The organism is Vibrio sp. Vb0937, from assembly GCF_033338855.1.
This window is the reverse complement of record NZ_JAWOTK010000006.1, coordinates 1-14,879: the sequence shown is the minus strand read 5'-3', so window position 1 is coordinate 14,879 and position 14,879 is coordinate 1. Positions and strand designations below refer to the sequence as shown.

Genomic DNA, 14,879 nt, shown 5'->3' with positions numbered 1-14,879 from the left:
GGATTTTAATTATGATCGTCAGAACTCTAGATGAATGCCGCAACAGCGAACGACGTGTTGTTTCAGATAACTGGGAAAGTGTCCGCATGTTGTTGAAAGACGACAACATGGGTTTCTCTTTCCACATCACAACGATTTATGAAGATACAGAAACTCATATTCACTATCAAAACCACCTTGAATCGGTGTTTTGTATGAGTGGTGAAGGTGAGATTGAAGTTGTAGGTGGAGAAACGTACCCAATCAAACCAGGTACATTATATATCCTTGATAAACACGATGAGCACTACTTGAGAGCTTATAAGAATAAAGAAATGGTAATGGCGTGTGTGTTTAACCCACCGATTACTGGCGCTGAAGTGCACGATGAAAACGGTGTTTATCCTCTCGTTGACTAAAAGATGATGGTGGGGTGCTTTGCCACCCCACACTTTACTATCTCTTCTTTTTTCTTTTTAAAGTTACCAATCAAAAAAGGCTTATCATGACATTTACCGTAGAAAAAATCGGCGGTACATCAATGACAGCATTTGATGCTGTTCTCGACAATATTATTCTTCGTCCCAAAACACCATACAATCGTATTTTTGTCGTATCTGCATACGGTGGTATGACCGATGCGCTGCTCGAGTGTAAAAAAACCAGTAAACCAGGCGTTTATCAGCTTATCGCGAAACGCGACGACAAATGGGAAGAAGCGTTAGCGTACGTTGAAAGCCGTATGTTGCTGACCAATGAAAATATTTTTGCGGACCCAATGAATCGTATCCGTGCGGATAAATTCATTCGCTCCCGCATTGCTGAAGCGAAAAACTGTATCGCGAATATTTTAGAAACCTGTCAGTACGGTCAATTTTCGTTGCGCCAGTACTTGCCTCAAATTCGAGAGTTTCTCTCGTCTATCGGTGAGGCACATAGTGCTTACAACACAGCACTAAAACTAAAAAATATGGGTATTAACGCTAAGTTCGTTGACCTGTCTGGTTGGGATAATCAAGCGCCAAGAAGCCTTGATGAGTCGATCAGTGACGCGTTTGCTGATATCGATGTATCAAAAGAACTGCCAATCGTGACAGGTTATGCTTACTGTAAAGAGGGCCTAATGCACACTTATGACCGAGGTTATAGTGAGATGACATTTAGCCGAATTGCAGCAATAACAAAAGCGGATTTAGCAGTAATTCACAAAGAGTACCACTTGAGCTCAGCAGACCCACGCGTTGTTGGCCCTGAAAAAGTATTACCAATTGGTAGTACAAACTATGACGTAGCAGACCAACTTGCTAACCTTGGCATGGAAGCGATTCACCCAAATGCCGCTGCGGGTTTACGTGAAAGTGGTATTGAGCTACAGATTAAAAATACATTCGAACCTGAACACGAAGGTACTTTGATCTCTTCAAGCTACCGCCCAGAAGAAGACAAAGTCGAGATCATCGCAGGTAAAGAAAAAGTATTTGCACTGCATTTGTTTGACCAAGCAATGGTAGGAAAAGCCGATAACGTTAGTTACGAATTGATGGAAATCATCTCCGATGCTCGTGTAAGTTTGGTTGGTAAAGAGATGAACGCTAACTCTATTACTTACTATCTAGGTGGCAGTACTGATAGCTTAAACAAAGTATTGTATAAAGCCGAGAAACGTTATCCGAATGCCTCGATTAAAGGTCGTATGGTCGCGCTTATCTCAGCCATCGGTTCTCAAATTGATACCAACAAGACGTTGGCGAAAGGTGTGCTTGCATTGATGAATAATGGCGTTACGCCAGTTGCACTGCACTCATCATTGAGAAATGTAAATGTTCAATTTGTTGTCGGTGATAAGGAATACCAGCACGCGATTTGCGCATTGCATGATGAGTTTTTCCAAAGTAGCAGTTTAGCTAAATCGGTTAATGTGGCTTAGTTTATCCACGGTTAAAATACAAAGGAGAGCAGGTTAGCTCTCCTTTTTTTGTTTTTCAGTTTGTACTCACAATGCCCACTTTGTATAGGCTAAACAGGCGATTTAAGTAAGTTCCTATGTGGCGATACACATAAGCCAGCAGAATGGTCTGCTGGCTTATGTTACTGATTAACTAACGTTAACTTAGTTTACTTAAACTTGCTGATTTCTTGTTCAACTTTGTCTAGTTGTTGCAGCTTCTCTTGCATTTTTAGAGAGTCGTAGTTTAGTGAAGCAGGGTTCATCGCTGTGCCACGCTGCATTGGGTATTCTGGAAGTGTTTTAAAGAACTCTCCCACAACGTCTTGTACAGGTACAAATAGCCACATGTTGTCAGCCATCCAACGCAAGTACATTTGTGATTCGCTTGGGCCTTTTTCGAATGGGTCAGCGCGTAGGTGGATGATTTTAGGCCAGTTCGGAGCAAAACGAACTGCGTTACTTAGGTTCCCTTCAAGCGTTGCAAAGTGAAGTTTCCAGTCATTCCAGCGGACAGCGTTTAATTCACCATTAGACGTAAAGTAAAGCAGCGACTCACGAGGGCCTTTTTCTTCCTTACCTTCAAAGTATGGCATGAAGTTATAACCATCTAAATGCACACGCCATTCTTTGCCATTTGCTTTGTAGCCTTCTGCCAGTTTTTCTTTTACATCAGGTACGCCAGCAGCTGCCAATAATGTAGGCAACCAGTCTTGGTGTGCCATCATTTCATTGATCTTGGTTCCTGGCTTAATGACGCCTGGCCAACGAACCAGTTGAGGAACACGCATACCGCCTTCCCAAGTTGTACCTTTTTCACCATGGAATGGTGTTGCGCCACCATCTGGCCAAGTCATGGTTTCTGCGCCGTTGTCCGTTGAGTAGATAACGATAGTGTTGTCTGCAACACCTAGCTCATCCAGCTTGTCGAGTAAAACACCTACATGATCATCATGTTCCAGCATACCATCGGCATAAATGCTTACACCTGATTTACCTTGGTATTTTTCCTGCAAGCGAGTCCAAACGTGCATACGAGTGGCGTTATGCCAAATAAAGAAGGGTTTATCCGCCTTAACTGCTTTTTCCATAAATGCCAAAGAGCTCTCTAGGAACTCTTCATCTGCGTGCTCCATACGTTTTCGTGTCATCGGGCCAGTGTCTTCAATCTTACCGTCGGCATAAGACTTAATGACACCACGAGGGCCATAGTTTTTACGAAACTCTGGGTCTTTAGGGTAGTAATAAGTTTCAGGTTCTTCTTCTGCGTTTAGGTGATATAAGTTACCGAAGAATTCGTCAAAGCCGTGTTTTGTCGGTAAGTGCTTATCTTGGTCACCTAAGTGGTTTTTACCAAATTGACCCGTCATGTAACCTTGTTCTTTTAACAGATCTGCAATGGTTGGTGCCCAATCAGGTATGCCGTGGTCAGAGCCTGGCATACCAATTGTTAACAAACCCGTACGAAATGGCTCTTCACCCGTAATAAAGGCAGCGCGACCAGCAGTACAAGACTGTTGTCCGTAGTGATCTGTGAACAACGCACCTTCATTCGCGATACGGTCGATGTTTGGCGTTTTGTAACTCATCATACCTTGGTTGTATGCGCTGATATTCCAGTAACCGATATCGTCACCAAAAATTGCCAGTATATTCGGTTTGTCTGCTGCTATAGCAGCACTAGACGCCGCTAACAGTCCTGCGCCTACAGCGATTTTGCTCAATTGATTTGCCATAAAAACTCCAGATTGTTGAGAGTAAAGATAAGCACAAGTGAGCCTTATGCTTAGTTGCTGCATAAGTTAATGATGTATATAGAAAAATCCTCTTATACTCGATATAACTATAAGTTATTGCTAGGTAGTAACCATTTGTTAATTAAGAAGAAATAGGATTGTCCTGTTAGTTTGTAGAGATTCGTAAAGTAGATTTAGATCACTGAAGAGCCTTATTTTTATTGCGTAGTAGAAGAGGGGATGGAAATGAAAAACAATAGGATGCTCGCTTGTTTTACGGTCCTAAAGCAATACTAAAGTCGTTATGTATTGCTTGTAATTATTTGTATAACCAGTGATTTAGTGTCTATATTGATTTAGGTTGTGCATTATAAATATAAGGATATCTATGAGTCAGTGGGCAGGCCGGTTTCGTATTTTATTGCTGGTCAACGTTGTTGTCAGTTTTATGGCTTTTTCTCAAGAGTTATTAACAGAGAAACCAAATATTCCTTTAGGCTTAAATCCAGAATATGCTGGCACACAAGCTTGTATAGATTGCCACCAAAACGAGGTGGAGGCCTGGAAAGGGTCACATCACGATATGGCCATGAAGCATGCAAGTACAACCTCTGTGCGTGGTAATTTTGATAACCATGTTGTAACACACAAAGGAATGCCTAATCGTTTTTTTAAAAAAGGCGGCGAATATTGGGTCAACATTCAAGGCTCTGACGGGCAATGGCATGACTATAAGATCAGCTATACATTTGGCTGGGAGCCATTACAGCAGTACATGGTCGAGTTTGAAGATGGCCGCGTGCAGCTTATTCCTTTTGCTTGGGATACAAGAGCTAAAGTTGAAGGGGGACAGCGTTGGTTTCATCTTTATCCAGAAACGACAACAACGGATGAATTCTATTGGACCAATACCGGGCAAAATTGGAACTTCATGTGTGCTGATTGCCATTCAACGAACCTAAAGAAGAATTACGACGCTGACAAAAACACTTACAACAGCTCATGGTCAGAGATTAATGTGGGATGCGAAGCATGCCATGGTCCCGCTAGTCAGCACATAGAACTGGCCAAGAAATACAAAAATGCTGGCACTTCTTTTGAGCATGACAGCCATTATGGCTTTGATCGAAATTTGTCTAAAGCAGTGTCGGATTGGGTGTTTGAGGAAGGCCATAGTACGTTACAGCCGAAATCAATTGAAGCAACCAATCAAGTGCAAACATGCGCTCAATGCCATAGTCGCCGAACCCAGTTAAATGAAACAGGTGATCATGTTAAAGGTTCCTTTTTTGATAAATATCGCTTAAGTCTTATAACACCTGAACTCTACTATCATGATGGACAGATTTACGACGAAGATTATGTTTATGGTTCGTTTCTTCAATCTGAAATGGCGGAGAAGGGGGTCACGTGCACTAATTGTCATGATCCACACACGGCAGAGTTAACGATCCCAGAAGAGGCAGTATGTTCGCAATGCCATATTGCATCGGAATATACACCTGAAAAGCATACCTTTCATAAGGCTGGATCTGAAGCATCGCAATGTACGACTTGTCACATGCCAGAAACGACTTACATGCAAGTCGATCCTCGTAGAGACCACAGTTGGCATATTCCACGACCGGATTTGAGCAAACATATTGGAACGCCCAATGTTTGCATGTCATGCCATGAAGATAAAAGCAATCAATGGGCCGATGAACAGATAGCAGAATGGTACCCGAATTCGAAGTATCGTAATCAGCAACATTTTGCTGTCGCATTTTATGCGGATTCAATTGGTCATCAAGGAGCAGCAAATGCGTTGGCATACTCTGCTCAGGATTCGTCGTTAAAAGACATTATTCGTGCTTCAGCCCTGGAGAGAATGGGGGACAATACTGACCAAAATACAACAGTATCTTTGGCTAGGGCCGTTAAGAATGAGAATGAAATGGTTCGATTAGGGGCAATTTCAGGCTCGTCTGGTTATGAATTTCATGATCGGTGGCGGATTCTAGAGCCATTGCTTGGTGACCCGGTGCTTTCAGTGAGAGCGGAAGCTGCCTCGGTGCTGGTAGCGAACTACGCACAAATGACCCCTTTACAAAAAGATATCATTAAATCGCCTTTAGAAGAGTACATGGAAATTCAAGGGTTTAATGCCGATCGTGGTTTCGGAAGAACCAATTTGGCGAATGTGTACCGCAGCTTAGGTGAAATCGACAAAGCGGCCGAGCTGTATAAACAAGCGATCAGCATCGAACCCTATTTCGAAAATAGCTACGTTAACCTAGCAGATTTGTATCGTCACCTAGGTAAAGAAGAAGCTGCGCTCACGGTGCTACAACAAGGGATGAAAGCTCAACCTAAATCCAGCACATTACCATACAGCGCAGGTCTTTCTTTGTTACGTCAAGGCAAAGCCGATGATGCGAAAAAGCTACTTAGACGCGCCGCAGAAGTTGGTGAAACTAATGCGCATTATTGGTACGTGTACGGTCTAGCTTTAGAAAAAAGCGATGTTCTAGAAGCCAGTAAAGCGTTGCATACAGCATTTGAAGTCGGTGGCAATCCACAACACTTGTTTGCTCAATGCGAGGTTCTAGCGAGAAATCATAAAAAAGGTGCTGTCGCTTTTGCTTTCGATAGGTGCATACAAGAGCTTAGTCACTATGCACCTAAGCAAGCTATTGATCAGCTTAAAGCCTCTATTGTTGGGGTCAATAGGAGCTAATTACCAAAAGTGGAGCTTTTATCGCTCCACTTTTTTCTTACTTAGTTTAATCAGCGTCTTTCGCTAATCTCAGCCCCATGTCGGACATGATGACTGACTGGCTAGCAAAATCGCGACGATAGTTTTCGGATTCGTCAGCATCATAGGCAAAGCTACCACCTCGTACAGACTTGTGTGCCAGGCTTTCTTTTTCATCTTTTGCGTTTACCGGATTATCACTTGGTGCTGATTTGTAATAGCCTTCATCAAACGCATCAATAACAAACTCACCAACATTACCCGTCATATCGTATAAGCCAAGCTCATTCGGTTTTTTCTGACCTACCTTGTGTGCCTTATTGTTTGAGTTACTGGCATACCAGGCAACGTCGTTAATATCATCAGACCCCGCGTAAGTGAATCCTTGACTTAGATTCCCCCCTTTCGCTGCAAACTCCCATTCTGCTTCGGTGGGTAAACGATAGTGCTCTCCCGTTTTTTCATTCAATTTCTTTATAAAATAATTGGCTTGTTGCCAGCTAATGTTATTTACGGGCGTATTTGGGTTTCTAAAATAGCTCAGAGAAGATCCTGTAACCGATTCGAATAACTCTTGGGTTACCTCAAATTTTGCCAAATAGAAATCATCCACGCGAACGGTGCGAGCCGGGCGCTCGGATTTATTTGCTGATGGATTATCCGAGCCCATCATAAATTGTCCACCTTCAATAAGAACCATATCTTGATCGATTTTTTGAGCAAGAGGGCTAGGTTGTGTTGTTGCACATCCAGTCATAATTAGCGAAATCGAAATAGTGGCACCAAGGTAAAGAGTATTACTTTTGGAATGCTTCATAGGGGAGCTCCATCAACATTTATGATCAAAAAATTTTATCAGGCAAGTCTATGAAAAACAGTTATACACACTATAACAAGCGCCACGAATAATTGAACATTATCATCACACTAGGCGATTAACTTAATGATTAGTCTTAACGCCGTTGGGCGCAGGCTAGCAACTAAGAAGGTGATGAATGCACATAACTCAAGGTCCGCAGTTCAATGGGAAAGCATCCAAGCGATTACATGTCATGGCGAAACCTATCGGTGCAGTGTGCAATATCGATTGCACCTATTGTTATTACCTAAGCAAACAAGATTTACTTGAGTACAAGCCAGGCTGCTCACCAGTCATGGATGAGGAAACGCTAGAGACCTATATCCGCCAATATATAGCGGGACAGAATACACCTGAAATCATTTTCTCTTGGCAGGGTGGTGAGCCGACAATGCTAGGTTTGGATTATTTCAAGACAATTGTTGAGCTACAGAATAAATACCGTCCCGATGGCATTACGATCTCCAATGATCTCCAGACTAATGGCACACTGCTTAACGATGAATGGTGTGAGTTTTTAAAGGCGAACAACTTTCTCGTCGGTTTAAGCATTGATGGTCCAGAAATGATGCACAACGCTTATCGAACAAACCGAGCTGGTAGAGGCACATTCCGGCAAGTTATGAATGCGGTTGAACTATTACATAAGCACGAAGTAAAGTTTGCTACGCTCACTTGTGTTAACAACTTGACCAGCCGTAACCCACTTGAAGTGTACCGATTCTTGCGAGATGAAGTACGCTCCCCTCAAATGCAGTTTATTCCAATAGTTGAGCAGAAAACATTCAGAACAACCGCCCCTCAAACTTGGGAGCCAAACGAGCAACTAAAGCAAGGAGATAAACGGTTGATCCCAGGTCATAAAGATGCCGTTGTTGAGCCTTTTTGCGTTGCGGATGAAGCATGGGGAAATTTTCTGATCGCGATTTTCAATGAATGGGTTTTACACGATATCGGCAACGTGTTTGTTCAGTACTTTGAAGCCAGTATCGAAACCTGGATGGGCAGAAAAAACCCACTGTGTACGTTAGGTGAAATCTGCGGGAAAGGCTTAGCAATGGAGCCTAATGGTGATGTGTTTGCGTGTGATCATTACGTGTACCCAGAATATAAGGTTGGAAACATTCATCACGAAAAGCTCGATACGCTCGCTTATAGCTCTGAGCAGCAGAAATTTGGGTTTGCTAAAAGTCGTACGCTGCCCCAACAGTGCCTTCAATGTGATTATCAATTTGCATGTTTTGGAGAATGTCCCAAAAACCGTTTTATCCGTACTAGGCAAGGTGAGCCTGGTCTTAATTATCTCTGCGCGGGTTGGAAGAAGTTTTTTACCCATGTTGATCAGTCGATGGCGTACATCTTACGAGCGACAGGTAACCCAGTGGTTCACGGTAAATACAGTGACCAGATTCTACGCCAGCAAGCTACTCAAACACAGACTGTGTTTGAAATGAAGTTTTAAGATAGTCACTACGCCTGCTACAGGCCCGGAAATGAAAGAATATAGGTTATTGAATGCAAAAAATTAAGCTGCTCTCTAAATCATTACTCGTGATCTCGATCGGCATTGCTACGAGTCAAGCCGTGGTGGCACAAGAAACAACATTGCTAGACCCAGATCAAGTATCGCCGACAACGGTTGTCACTCCACAAGAAGCTCAAATGACACCGGCGCAACGAGTCGAAAAGCTGTCTTATGATGCGCAAAATAAAAAGTTGTCTTCAGAAAAACGTATTGATGCTTTACGTGAGTTAGCCAACTATCCAAGCCAAAATGCATTGGTTGCAGTTGCGCGTGGGTTGCAGGATGAAGATGCAGGTATTCGCGAAGCTGCGATCGTGGGAGCACAACCATATATGATTGAGCACCGTTGGCGTTTGATTTCACCATTATTGAGTGATGACGCCGCCATGGTGCGAATTACAGCAGCGATTAACCTCGTTCGAGATTACGCCAATTTGAGTTCAGAGCAACAGCAGTCACTTGAAGGGCCTGTTTCAGAGCTGACAGTACACTTGTCCAGTAAGAACGATAATGTTTCCAAGTTATTACTTGCAGACGTTTACCGTTGGCATCGTGATTGGGATAAAGCGGCGCTGATATACCCAGAGTTAACTAAGCTTGAGCCAAACAACCCTCAAGTTTGGTTAAGCTATGCAGACAACTTCCGAGCGCAACAGCTAGACCAAAAAGCTATCAACGTGCTTGACGAGGGTATCAAGCTAAATTCAGAAGATGCCTCGCTGCATTATTCTAAATCTCTCGCTTTGGTTAGATTAGACAAAAAGAAAGAAGCGGCGTTTGAAATAGACAAAGCTGCGACGATGGCAAAGACGAACAGTTACTTTTGGTATTTAAATGGTGTTCTGCAAGAAGAGTTAGACTTGAAGAAGTCTGTCAACGCTTTTGAGCAAGCGTATTTGATATCCGGTGCTCCAGAACAATTGTATGCCGTGTGTGACATCTATGTCAGATACGGCAACCCTAAAACGGATGACTGTTTAACAGAGCTAACGAAGGTCGCTCCCGACTATGTTATTGAAGAGCTCAACCAGAAAAAGGGACGTAAAAGTGCCTCTACATCAGTTGAAGCCAATGAACTATACTTTTGATTGGATTCGCACCTAGCACCTCAATATAAGGAATTAAGATGGCTATAAAGTTAAAGACGATTGTCTTAGCAACAGGTTTTGCTCTGTCTAGTTACGCTGTTGCTGCTGATATGCAAGATCCACTTCCGTCATGGAACAACACTGACGCTAAGCAAGCTATTATGGCGTTTGTTACGAAAACAACGACCCAAGGTTCGGATTCCTATGTTCCTGAAAGCCAACGAATCGCGACGTTTGATAATGATGGAACACTTTGGGCGGAAAAGCCTGTTTATCTACAGTTGTTTTTTGCGATCGATAGAGTAAAAGAAATGGCCTCTGAGCATCCTGATTGGAAGACAACCGAACCCTTTGCTTCCGCATTAAAAGGTGACATGGAGGGGATTGGTAAACAAGGACTCGAAGGTGTAATGAAGCTTGTTATGGCAACCCATTCTGGAATGTCTACTGAACAGTTTCATCAAGAAGTTAAGGAATGGTTGAAAACGGCTGTCCATCCAACAACGGGTAGACCATACACTGAAATGGTCTATCAACCTATGCTCGAACTGCTCGACTATTTAAGAGCGAACGACTATCAGACCTACATCGTTTCTGGAGGCGGAATTGAATTTATGCGCGTTTGGGCGCCGGAAGTATACGGCATTCCAACGCAAAACATCGTGGGGACGACGTTAAAGGCGGAATATCAAAGTGTTGATGGAAAACCTACCATCCAACGCATGCCGGAAATAGACTTTGTCAATGACAAAGCAGTAAAGCCTGTGACGATTCAAAACTTCATTGGCAAACGTCCGGTCATGGCGTTTGGTAATTCTGATGGTGATTTACAGATGTTAGAGTGGACGAAAGCAGGTTCAGGTCCAAGATTTTCTGCGATTATCCATCACACGGATGACAAGCGTGAATGGGCGTATGATAAAGATTCTCATGTTGGTAAGTTAGATAAATCGTTTAAAGTAGGTGAAGAGCAAGGTTGGCTATTTGTCGATATGAAACAAGATTGGAATCAAGTGTTTAAAGAGAGCACTAAATGATAATCTTTGTTTGACCATAAATTGCTGCAACCAAACAATTGCAACGAAATAAAAGGCCTCACAATTGAGGCCTTAGTTAATTCCACAGTAGCTTCGATACCTAGGGTCTAGTTTCTAGGTTGCTGTGTCATTGTTTCTACCACTTTTTCAATACTTAACGAGCTACCTTTCGTTGCAGGGAACTCCTTAAATGTCTCTAGGAACTTACGCACGATAGCTTGAGCAGGAACGAACATCCACATTTGATCAGCGTAAAAATGTCTGACGTAAAGTGCTGCATCTGGACCGACCTCAAATGGATCCATACGAAGGTTTACAATCAAGGGCCAACTAGGTGTTTTGCGGTATGCCTCATTAATGGCACCCTCCATAATACTGAAGTGGATCTTCCAGTCTTTATAACGAACGGCGTTTAAATTACCACCAGCATCGAAGTAAAAGATTTCTTTGCGTGCGCCTTCATCAGCTTTACCAGTCAGCAGATCAAGTTGGTTGTAGCCATCTAAATGTGCTTTAAAGGTTTTGCCCGCTGCTTTATGACCCTTCAATAGTTTTTCTTTCACATCTGGTTCGCCCACAGCTGCGAGTAGAGTTGGCATCCAGTCTTCTTGTGAAAAGATATCGTTGATAACCGTTCCTGGTTTAATGTTTCCAGGCCAGCGTACCATCATCGGAACGCGGAATCCGCCTTCCCAAGTCGTACCTTTTTCGCCCTTGAACGGTGTAGTACCACCATCTGGCCAGGTAAATTTCTCAGCGCCATTATCGGTACTAAAAACAACAATGGTGTTATCTGCTACGCCTAGCTCTTCAAGTTTATCAAGCATCACACCTACTTGATCATCTAGGTCCATCATGCCATCGGCGTATAAGCCGTAACCTGACTTCCCTTGATATTCTTCACTCAAATGTGTCCAGACGTGCATACGGGTTGAGTTATGCCAAATAAAGAATGGTTTGTCTTCTTTTACTGCTTTTTCCATAAATGCCAAGCTAGCATCCATGAACTCTCGGTCTACGTTTTCCATACGCTTACGAGTAAGGGGACCTGTGTCCTCGATTTTGCCATCCGCAGTCGCCTTCAACACGCCTCGAGGTCCGAATTTTTTACGAAACTCTGGATCTTTTGGATAAAACTCAGACTCAGGCTCTTCTTCCGCGTTTAAATGGTATAGGTTACCAAAGAACTCATCAAACCCATGGTTAGTTGGTAGGTGCTCATCTTGGTCACCAAGGTGGTTTTTTCCAAACTGACCAGACACATAGCCGTGATTTTTAAGTAACTCCGCGATAGTAGGATCTTTCGATTGAATACCCTCTTTTGCGCCGGGCATACCAATAGTCAATAGACCGGTACGAAACGGATGTTGGCCCAGAATAAATGAGGCTCGTCCGGCAGTACAACTCTGTTGTGCGTAAGCGTCTGTGAAAATGGCACCTTCATTGGCGATTTTATCAATGTTAGGAGTCTTCCCTCCCATCATACCATTGTGATACGCACTAATGTTGTATACACCTACATCGTCACCCCAGAACACAAGGATGTTGGGCTTATCGGCAGCAAAGGCTGTGGACGCAGCTAATGTACCGACCAATGCCATTACCTTTTTAATCGAGTTTCGCATGAAAATCCTCCGCGATAAATGAATCCATTATCGTTATATAACGTTACTAATTGTGTTCATCATGGCGAAGTCGAGTGAGATGACACCAAATGAGACAATGTAGTCAGTTGAATATAGTAGAGGTTTTTTGTTGCTTCCAAGTAATCCCTGTTTTTCAAAAATGTTAACTAACATGGACTAGACTTTAGTGTGTTTTAAGTGTGATAAGACGCACTTACAGGATTGAATTTCAATGAAAGGCGACACTATGAAAAATAAAATAGCAACTATCCTGTTTCTAGGTATCCCGTTAGAAGTGGTTGCGGAAGAGACACCAAATGTCGTGGTAATGTTGGTTGATAACCTTGGGTGGGGGGAACTAAGTTCCTATGGGAGTACCAGAGGTGTTGAAACTAAAAACTTAGATCAACTTGCTAGAGAAGGTGTACGCCTTACTAATTTTAATGTGGAACCGCAATGCACGCCAACTCGCTCCTCATTCATGACGGGGAGGCGAGCGCTTAGATCTGGGACAGATAAGGTTGTTTGGGGAGTGCCTTACGGTATGGTGAACTGGGAAATAACCATTGCAGAGAAGTTTAAGGAACAAGGATATAACACGAGCCTTTACGGGAAATGGCATTTGGGAGACCAAAAAGGGCGCTTTCCAACGGATCAAGGCTTTGATGAATGGTATGGCATTGCAAATACGACGGATGAGTCAGAATATAGCTCTCAACCCGGTTATAAAGCTATATTACTTAAACCTCAAATCCTTTCAGCTAGAGCAGGGCAGGACCCTAAAGGGGTCAAAGAATATAATTTGGACTCACGTAGAAAGATTGACAGTGAGCTAGTTGAACATGCCACAGATTTTATAAATCGAAATGTGAAAGAGAATAAGCCATTTTTCTCTGTAATTACTTTTACTCAACCACATTTACCGACGCTACCTCATCCTGATTTTATTGGTAAAACAGGCAAAGGAAATTACTCAGATGTGTTAGCTGAGATAGATTTTCGAGCTGGGCAAGTTATTGGTGCAATAGAAAAAGCAGGAATTAAAGACAATACACTAGTGATTTGGTTTTCTGACAACGGTCCAGAGTGGCATATGCCATACCAAGGCTCTAGCGGGCCATGGCGTGGTGCGTACTTTACGGCTCTTGAAGGGTCTCTCCGAACACCATTTATTGCCTCTTGGCCTAACCACATCAAACCGGGTAGAGTGAGTGATGAAATTATCCATGTTGTGGATCTATTTGCCTCACTTTCTCATGTCGGTGGATACAAATTACCAAGCGATAGAACAATAGATAGTATTGATCAGTGGGCCTTTTTAAAGGGAGATAGTGAAAAGTCTAATCGAGATGGTTTCATCGTTAACAATGGATCTGAAACCTACGCTTATAAGTGGGAAAATTACAAGATGCACTTTATTGATCAAGATATCATGCCGGAGAAAGGGCGCCCATTACAGATCCCTGAAATATATAATTTGATTGATGACCCTAAAGAGGAGTTTGATTTAAGAAATAATGCCACATGGTTATTTCCTATCATGATAGGAAAGAGAGTAAAGTTTGAATCTTCCGTTTCAACAAGCTGCGATACGATTCCTTTCCCTGCTCCATTTGGATATGAGCCCGATTGTAGCAAGGGGAATTTCAATCAATTTCCAGTGGATGGGTTACGCCAGAAGTAGTTTACCCCAATGGCTCTTTCTCGCATACATGAGGTATGTTTTTGGTTCAATATCTCATTAGAGCCATTTAGGGCCATGTTTTTTCTAGTTTCATTTGAACAGTCATATTCGTCGACCATACTTAAAGTTCGTTGTTTCATATGGGGCGAATTATGCAGCCAATACTCTACATTCAAATCGGTAATGTTCTTTGGGCGGTTTTAAGTGACGGTTCTTGGATCCAAATGTTGCCCAACGAACAATTAGTTCCAGAAGTAGAGGTGGTTGTTCTTAATACTGACATTCTCGATATTGCATTTAATGAAGATACAACAAGTGAGGATGAATCGAGTTCGAATGATCTTTTAATTGCATCTCAAAACGGTATTGAATCCACTTTTAATCAGAGCGTTCGAGATTTTAGTGAGTCTTCTGGTGGGTTAAGTTTTGTTGCCTATATTCGCGCTGTTTTACCTGAGCAACTCGTTTCTAATGGCTATGTTACTAGGCCAGCAGTGCAAGAAAGAGAGAACCCAACTTCTGAGACTCAGGCTCCTGAGCGGTTGAATCCCGATGCTATATTAACGGTGGATATTCTTGATGGCGGTGATGGATACGAAAACCAGTTTGAAGTTCCTAGTGTCACGATTCAAGGTGACGCACTCAAGATAAGCGATGAGTGGCT

11 protein-coding genes are annotated in these 14,879 nt (G+C 42.8%); 8 read left to right on the top strand and 3 right to left on the bottom strand.

What is annotated here, in order from left to right:
* The first annotated feature begins 11 nt into the window (after window positions 1-11).
* Both R7P67_RS10830 and R7P67_RS10825 read left to right on the top strand, forming a co-directional pair.
* Window positions 12-398: an ectoine synthase gene (locus tag R7P67_RS10830; protein WP_005377769.1), complete on the top strand. Its 387-nt coding sequence runs from the start codon at window positions 12-14 to the stop codon at window positions 396-398.
* Window positions 399-484: 86 nt separating this feature from the next.
* Complete coding sequence (locus R7P67_RS10825; RefSeq protein ID WP_005377768.1) at window positions 485-1,906, top strand: aspartate kinase; 1,422 nt, start codon at window positions 485-487, stop codon at window positions 1,904-1,906.
* 188 nt (window positions 1,907-2,094) lie between these two features.
* Here R7P67_RS10825 and R7P67_RS10820 read toward each other — a convergent pair whose 3' ends face one another.
* Window positions 2,095-3,660, bottom strand: a complete 1,566-nt coding sequence (locus tag R7P67_RS10820) for an arylsulfatase (protein WP_130546076.1) — start codon at window positions 3,658-3,660, stop codon at window positions 2,095-2,097.
* A 388-nt stretch (window positions 3,661-4,048) separates the two neighbouring features.
* Here R7P67_RS10820 and R7P67_RS10815 point away from each other — a divergent pair, with 388 nt between their 5' ends.
* Window positions 4,049-6,379 carry a tetratricopeptide repeat protein gene (locus R7P67_RS10815; protein ID WP_262652473.1) on the top strand — a complete coding sequence of 777 codons (2,331 nt, stop codon included), beginning with the start codon at window positions 4,049-4,051 and terminating at the stop codon, window positions 6,377-6,379.
* A gap of 46 nt (window positions 6,380-6,425) precedes the next feature.
* On the opposite strand, the gene R7P67_RS10810 is transcribed toward R7P67_RS10815, so the two are convergent.
* Window positions 6,426-7,154: a formylglycine-generating enzyme family protein gene (locus R7P67_RS10810; protein ID WP_373920819.1), complete on the bottom strand. Its 729-nt coding sequence runs from the start codon at window positions 7,152-7,154 to the stop codon at window positions 6,426-6,428.
* Window positions 7,155-7,392: 238 nt separating this feature from the next.
* On the opposite strand from R7P67_RS10810, the gene R7P67_RS10805 reads away from it, so the two are divergent.
* From R7P67_RS10805 to R7P67_RS10795, 3 genes are read left to right on the top strand one after another with little or no spacing between them, the layout of a single operon-like run.
* A complete protein-coding gene (locus R7P67_RS10805) occupies window positions 7,393-8,718 on the top strand; it encodes an anaerobic sulfatase maturase (RefSeq protein WP_213885335.1) in 1,326 nt (441 codons plus the stop codon).
* A gap of 53 nt (window positions 8,719-8,771) precedes the next feature.
* A complete protein-coding gene (locus R7P67_RS10800; protein ID WP_262652472.1) occupies window positions 8,772-9,869 on the top strand; it encodes a hypothetical protein in 1,098 nt (365 codons plus the stop codon).
* A gap of 38 nt (window positions 9,870-9,907) precedes the next feature.
* Window positions 9,908-10,906: an HAD family hydrolase gene (locus R7P67_RS10795; protein WP_005385672.1), complete on the top strand. Its 999-nt coding sequence runs from the start codon at window positions 9,908-9,910 to the stop codon at window positions 10,904-10,906.
* Between the two features lie 107 nt (window positions 10,907-11,013).
* Here R7P67_RS10795 and R7P67_RS10790 read toward each other — a convergent pair whose 3' ends face one another.
* Window positions 11,014-12,531: an arylsulfatase gene (locus tag R7P67_RS10790; RefSeq protein ID WP_005377761.1), complete on the bottom strand. Its 1,518-nt coding sequence runs from the start codon at window positions 12,529-12,531 to the stop codon at window positions 11,014-11,016.
* 247 nt (window positions 12,532-12,778) lie between these two features.
* On the opposite strand from R7P67_RS10790, the gene R7P67_RS10785 reads away from it, so the two are divergent.
* On the top strand, window positions 12,779-14,215 hold the full coding sequence (locus R7P67_RS10785) for an arylsulfatase (RefSeq protein WP_318085961.1): 1,437 nt from the start codon (window positions 12,779-12,781) through the stop codon (window positions 14,213-14,215).
* A gap of 152 nt (window positions 14,216-14,367) precedes the next feature.
* A partial coding sequence (locus R7P67_RS10780; protein ID WP_171343225.1) for a hypothetical protein occupies window positions 14,368-14,879 on the top strand: 512 nt, incomplete at its 3' end.

Bases quoted from the DNA above. Each gene is read 5' to 3' on its own strand.
- R7P67_RS10795 (WP_005385672.1), top strand. From the start codon at position 9,908: ATGGCTATAAAGTTAAAGACGATTGTCTTAGCAACAGGTTTTGCTCTG.
- R7P67_RS10805 (WP_213885335.1), top strand. From the start codon at position 7,393: ATGCACATAACTCAAGGTCCGCAGTTCAATGGGAAAGCATCCAAGCGA.
- R7P67_RS10830 (WP_005377769.1), top strand. From the start codon at position 12: ATGATCGTCAGAACTCTAGATGAATGCCGCAACAGCGAACGACGTGTT.
- R7P67_RS10820 (WP_130546076.1), bottom strand. From the start codon at position 3,660: ATGGCAAATCAATTGAGCAAAATCGCTGTAGGCGCAGGACTGTTAGCG.
- R7P67_RS10800 (WP_262652472.1), top strand. From the start codon at position 8,772: ATGCAAAAAATTAAGCTGCTCTCTAAATCATTACTCGTGATCTCGATC.
- R7P67_RS10815 (WP_262652473.1), top strand. From the start codon at position 4,049: ATGAGTCAGTGGGCAGGCCGGTTTCGTATTTTATTGCTGGTCAACGTT.
- R7P67_RS10785 (WP_318085961.1), top strand. From the start codon at position 12,779: ATGAAAAATAAAATAGCAACTATCCTGTTTCTAGGTATCCCGTTAGAA.
- R7P67_RS10810 (WP_373920819.1), bottom strand. From the start codon at position 7,154: ATGACTGGATGTGCAACAACACAACCTAGCCCTCTTGCTCAAAAAATC.
- R7P67_RS10790 (WP_005377761.1), bottom strand. From the start codon at position 12,531: ATGCGAAACTCGATTAAAAAGGTAATGGCATTGGTCGGTACATTAGCT.
- R7P67_RS10825 (WP_005377768.1), top strand. From the start codon at position 485: ATGACATTTACCGTAGAAAAAATCGGCGGTACATCAATGACAGCATTT.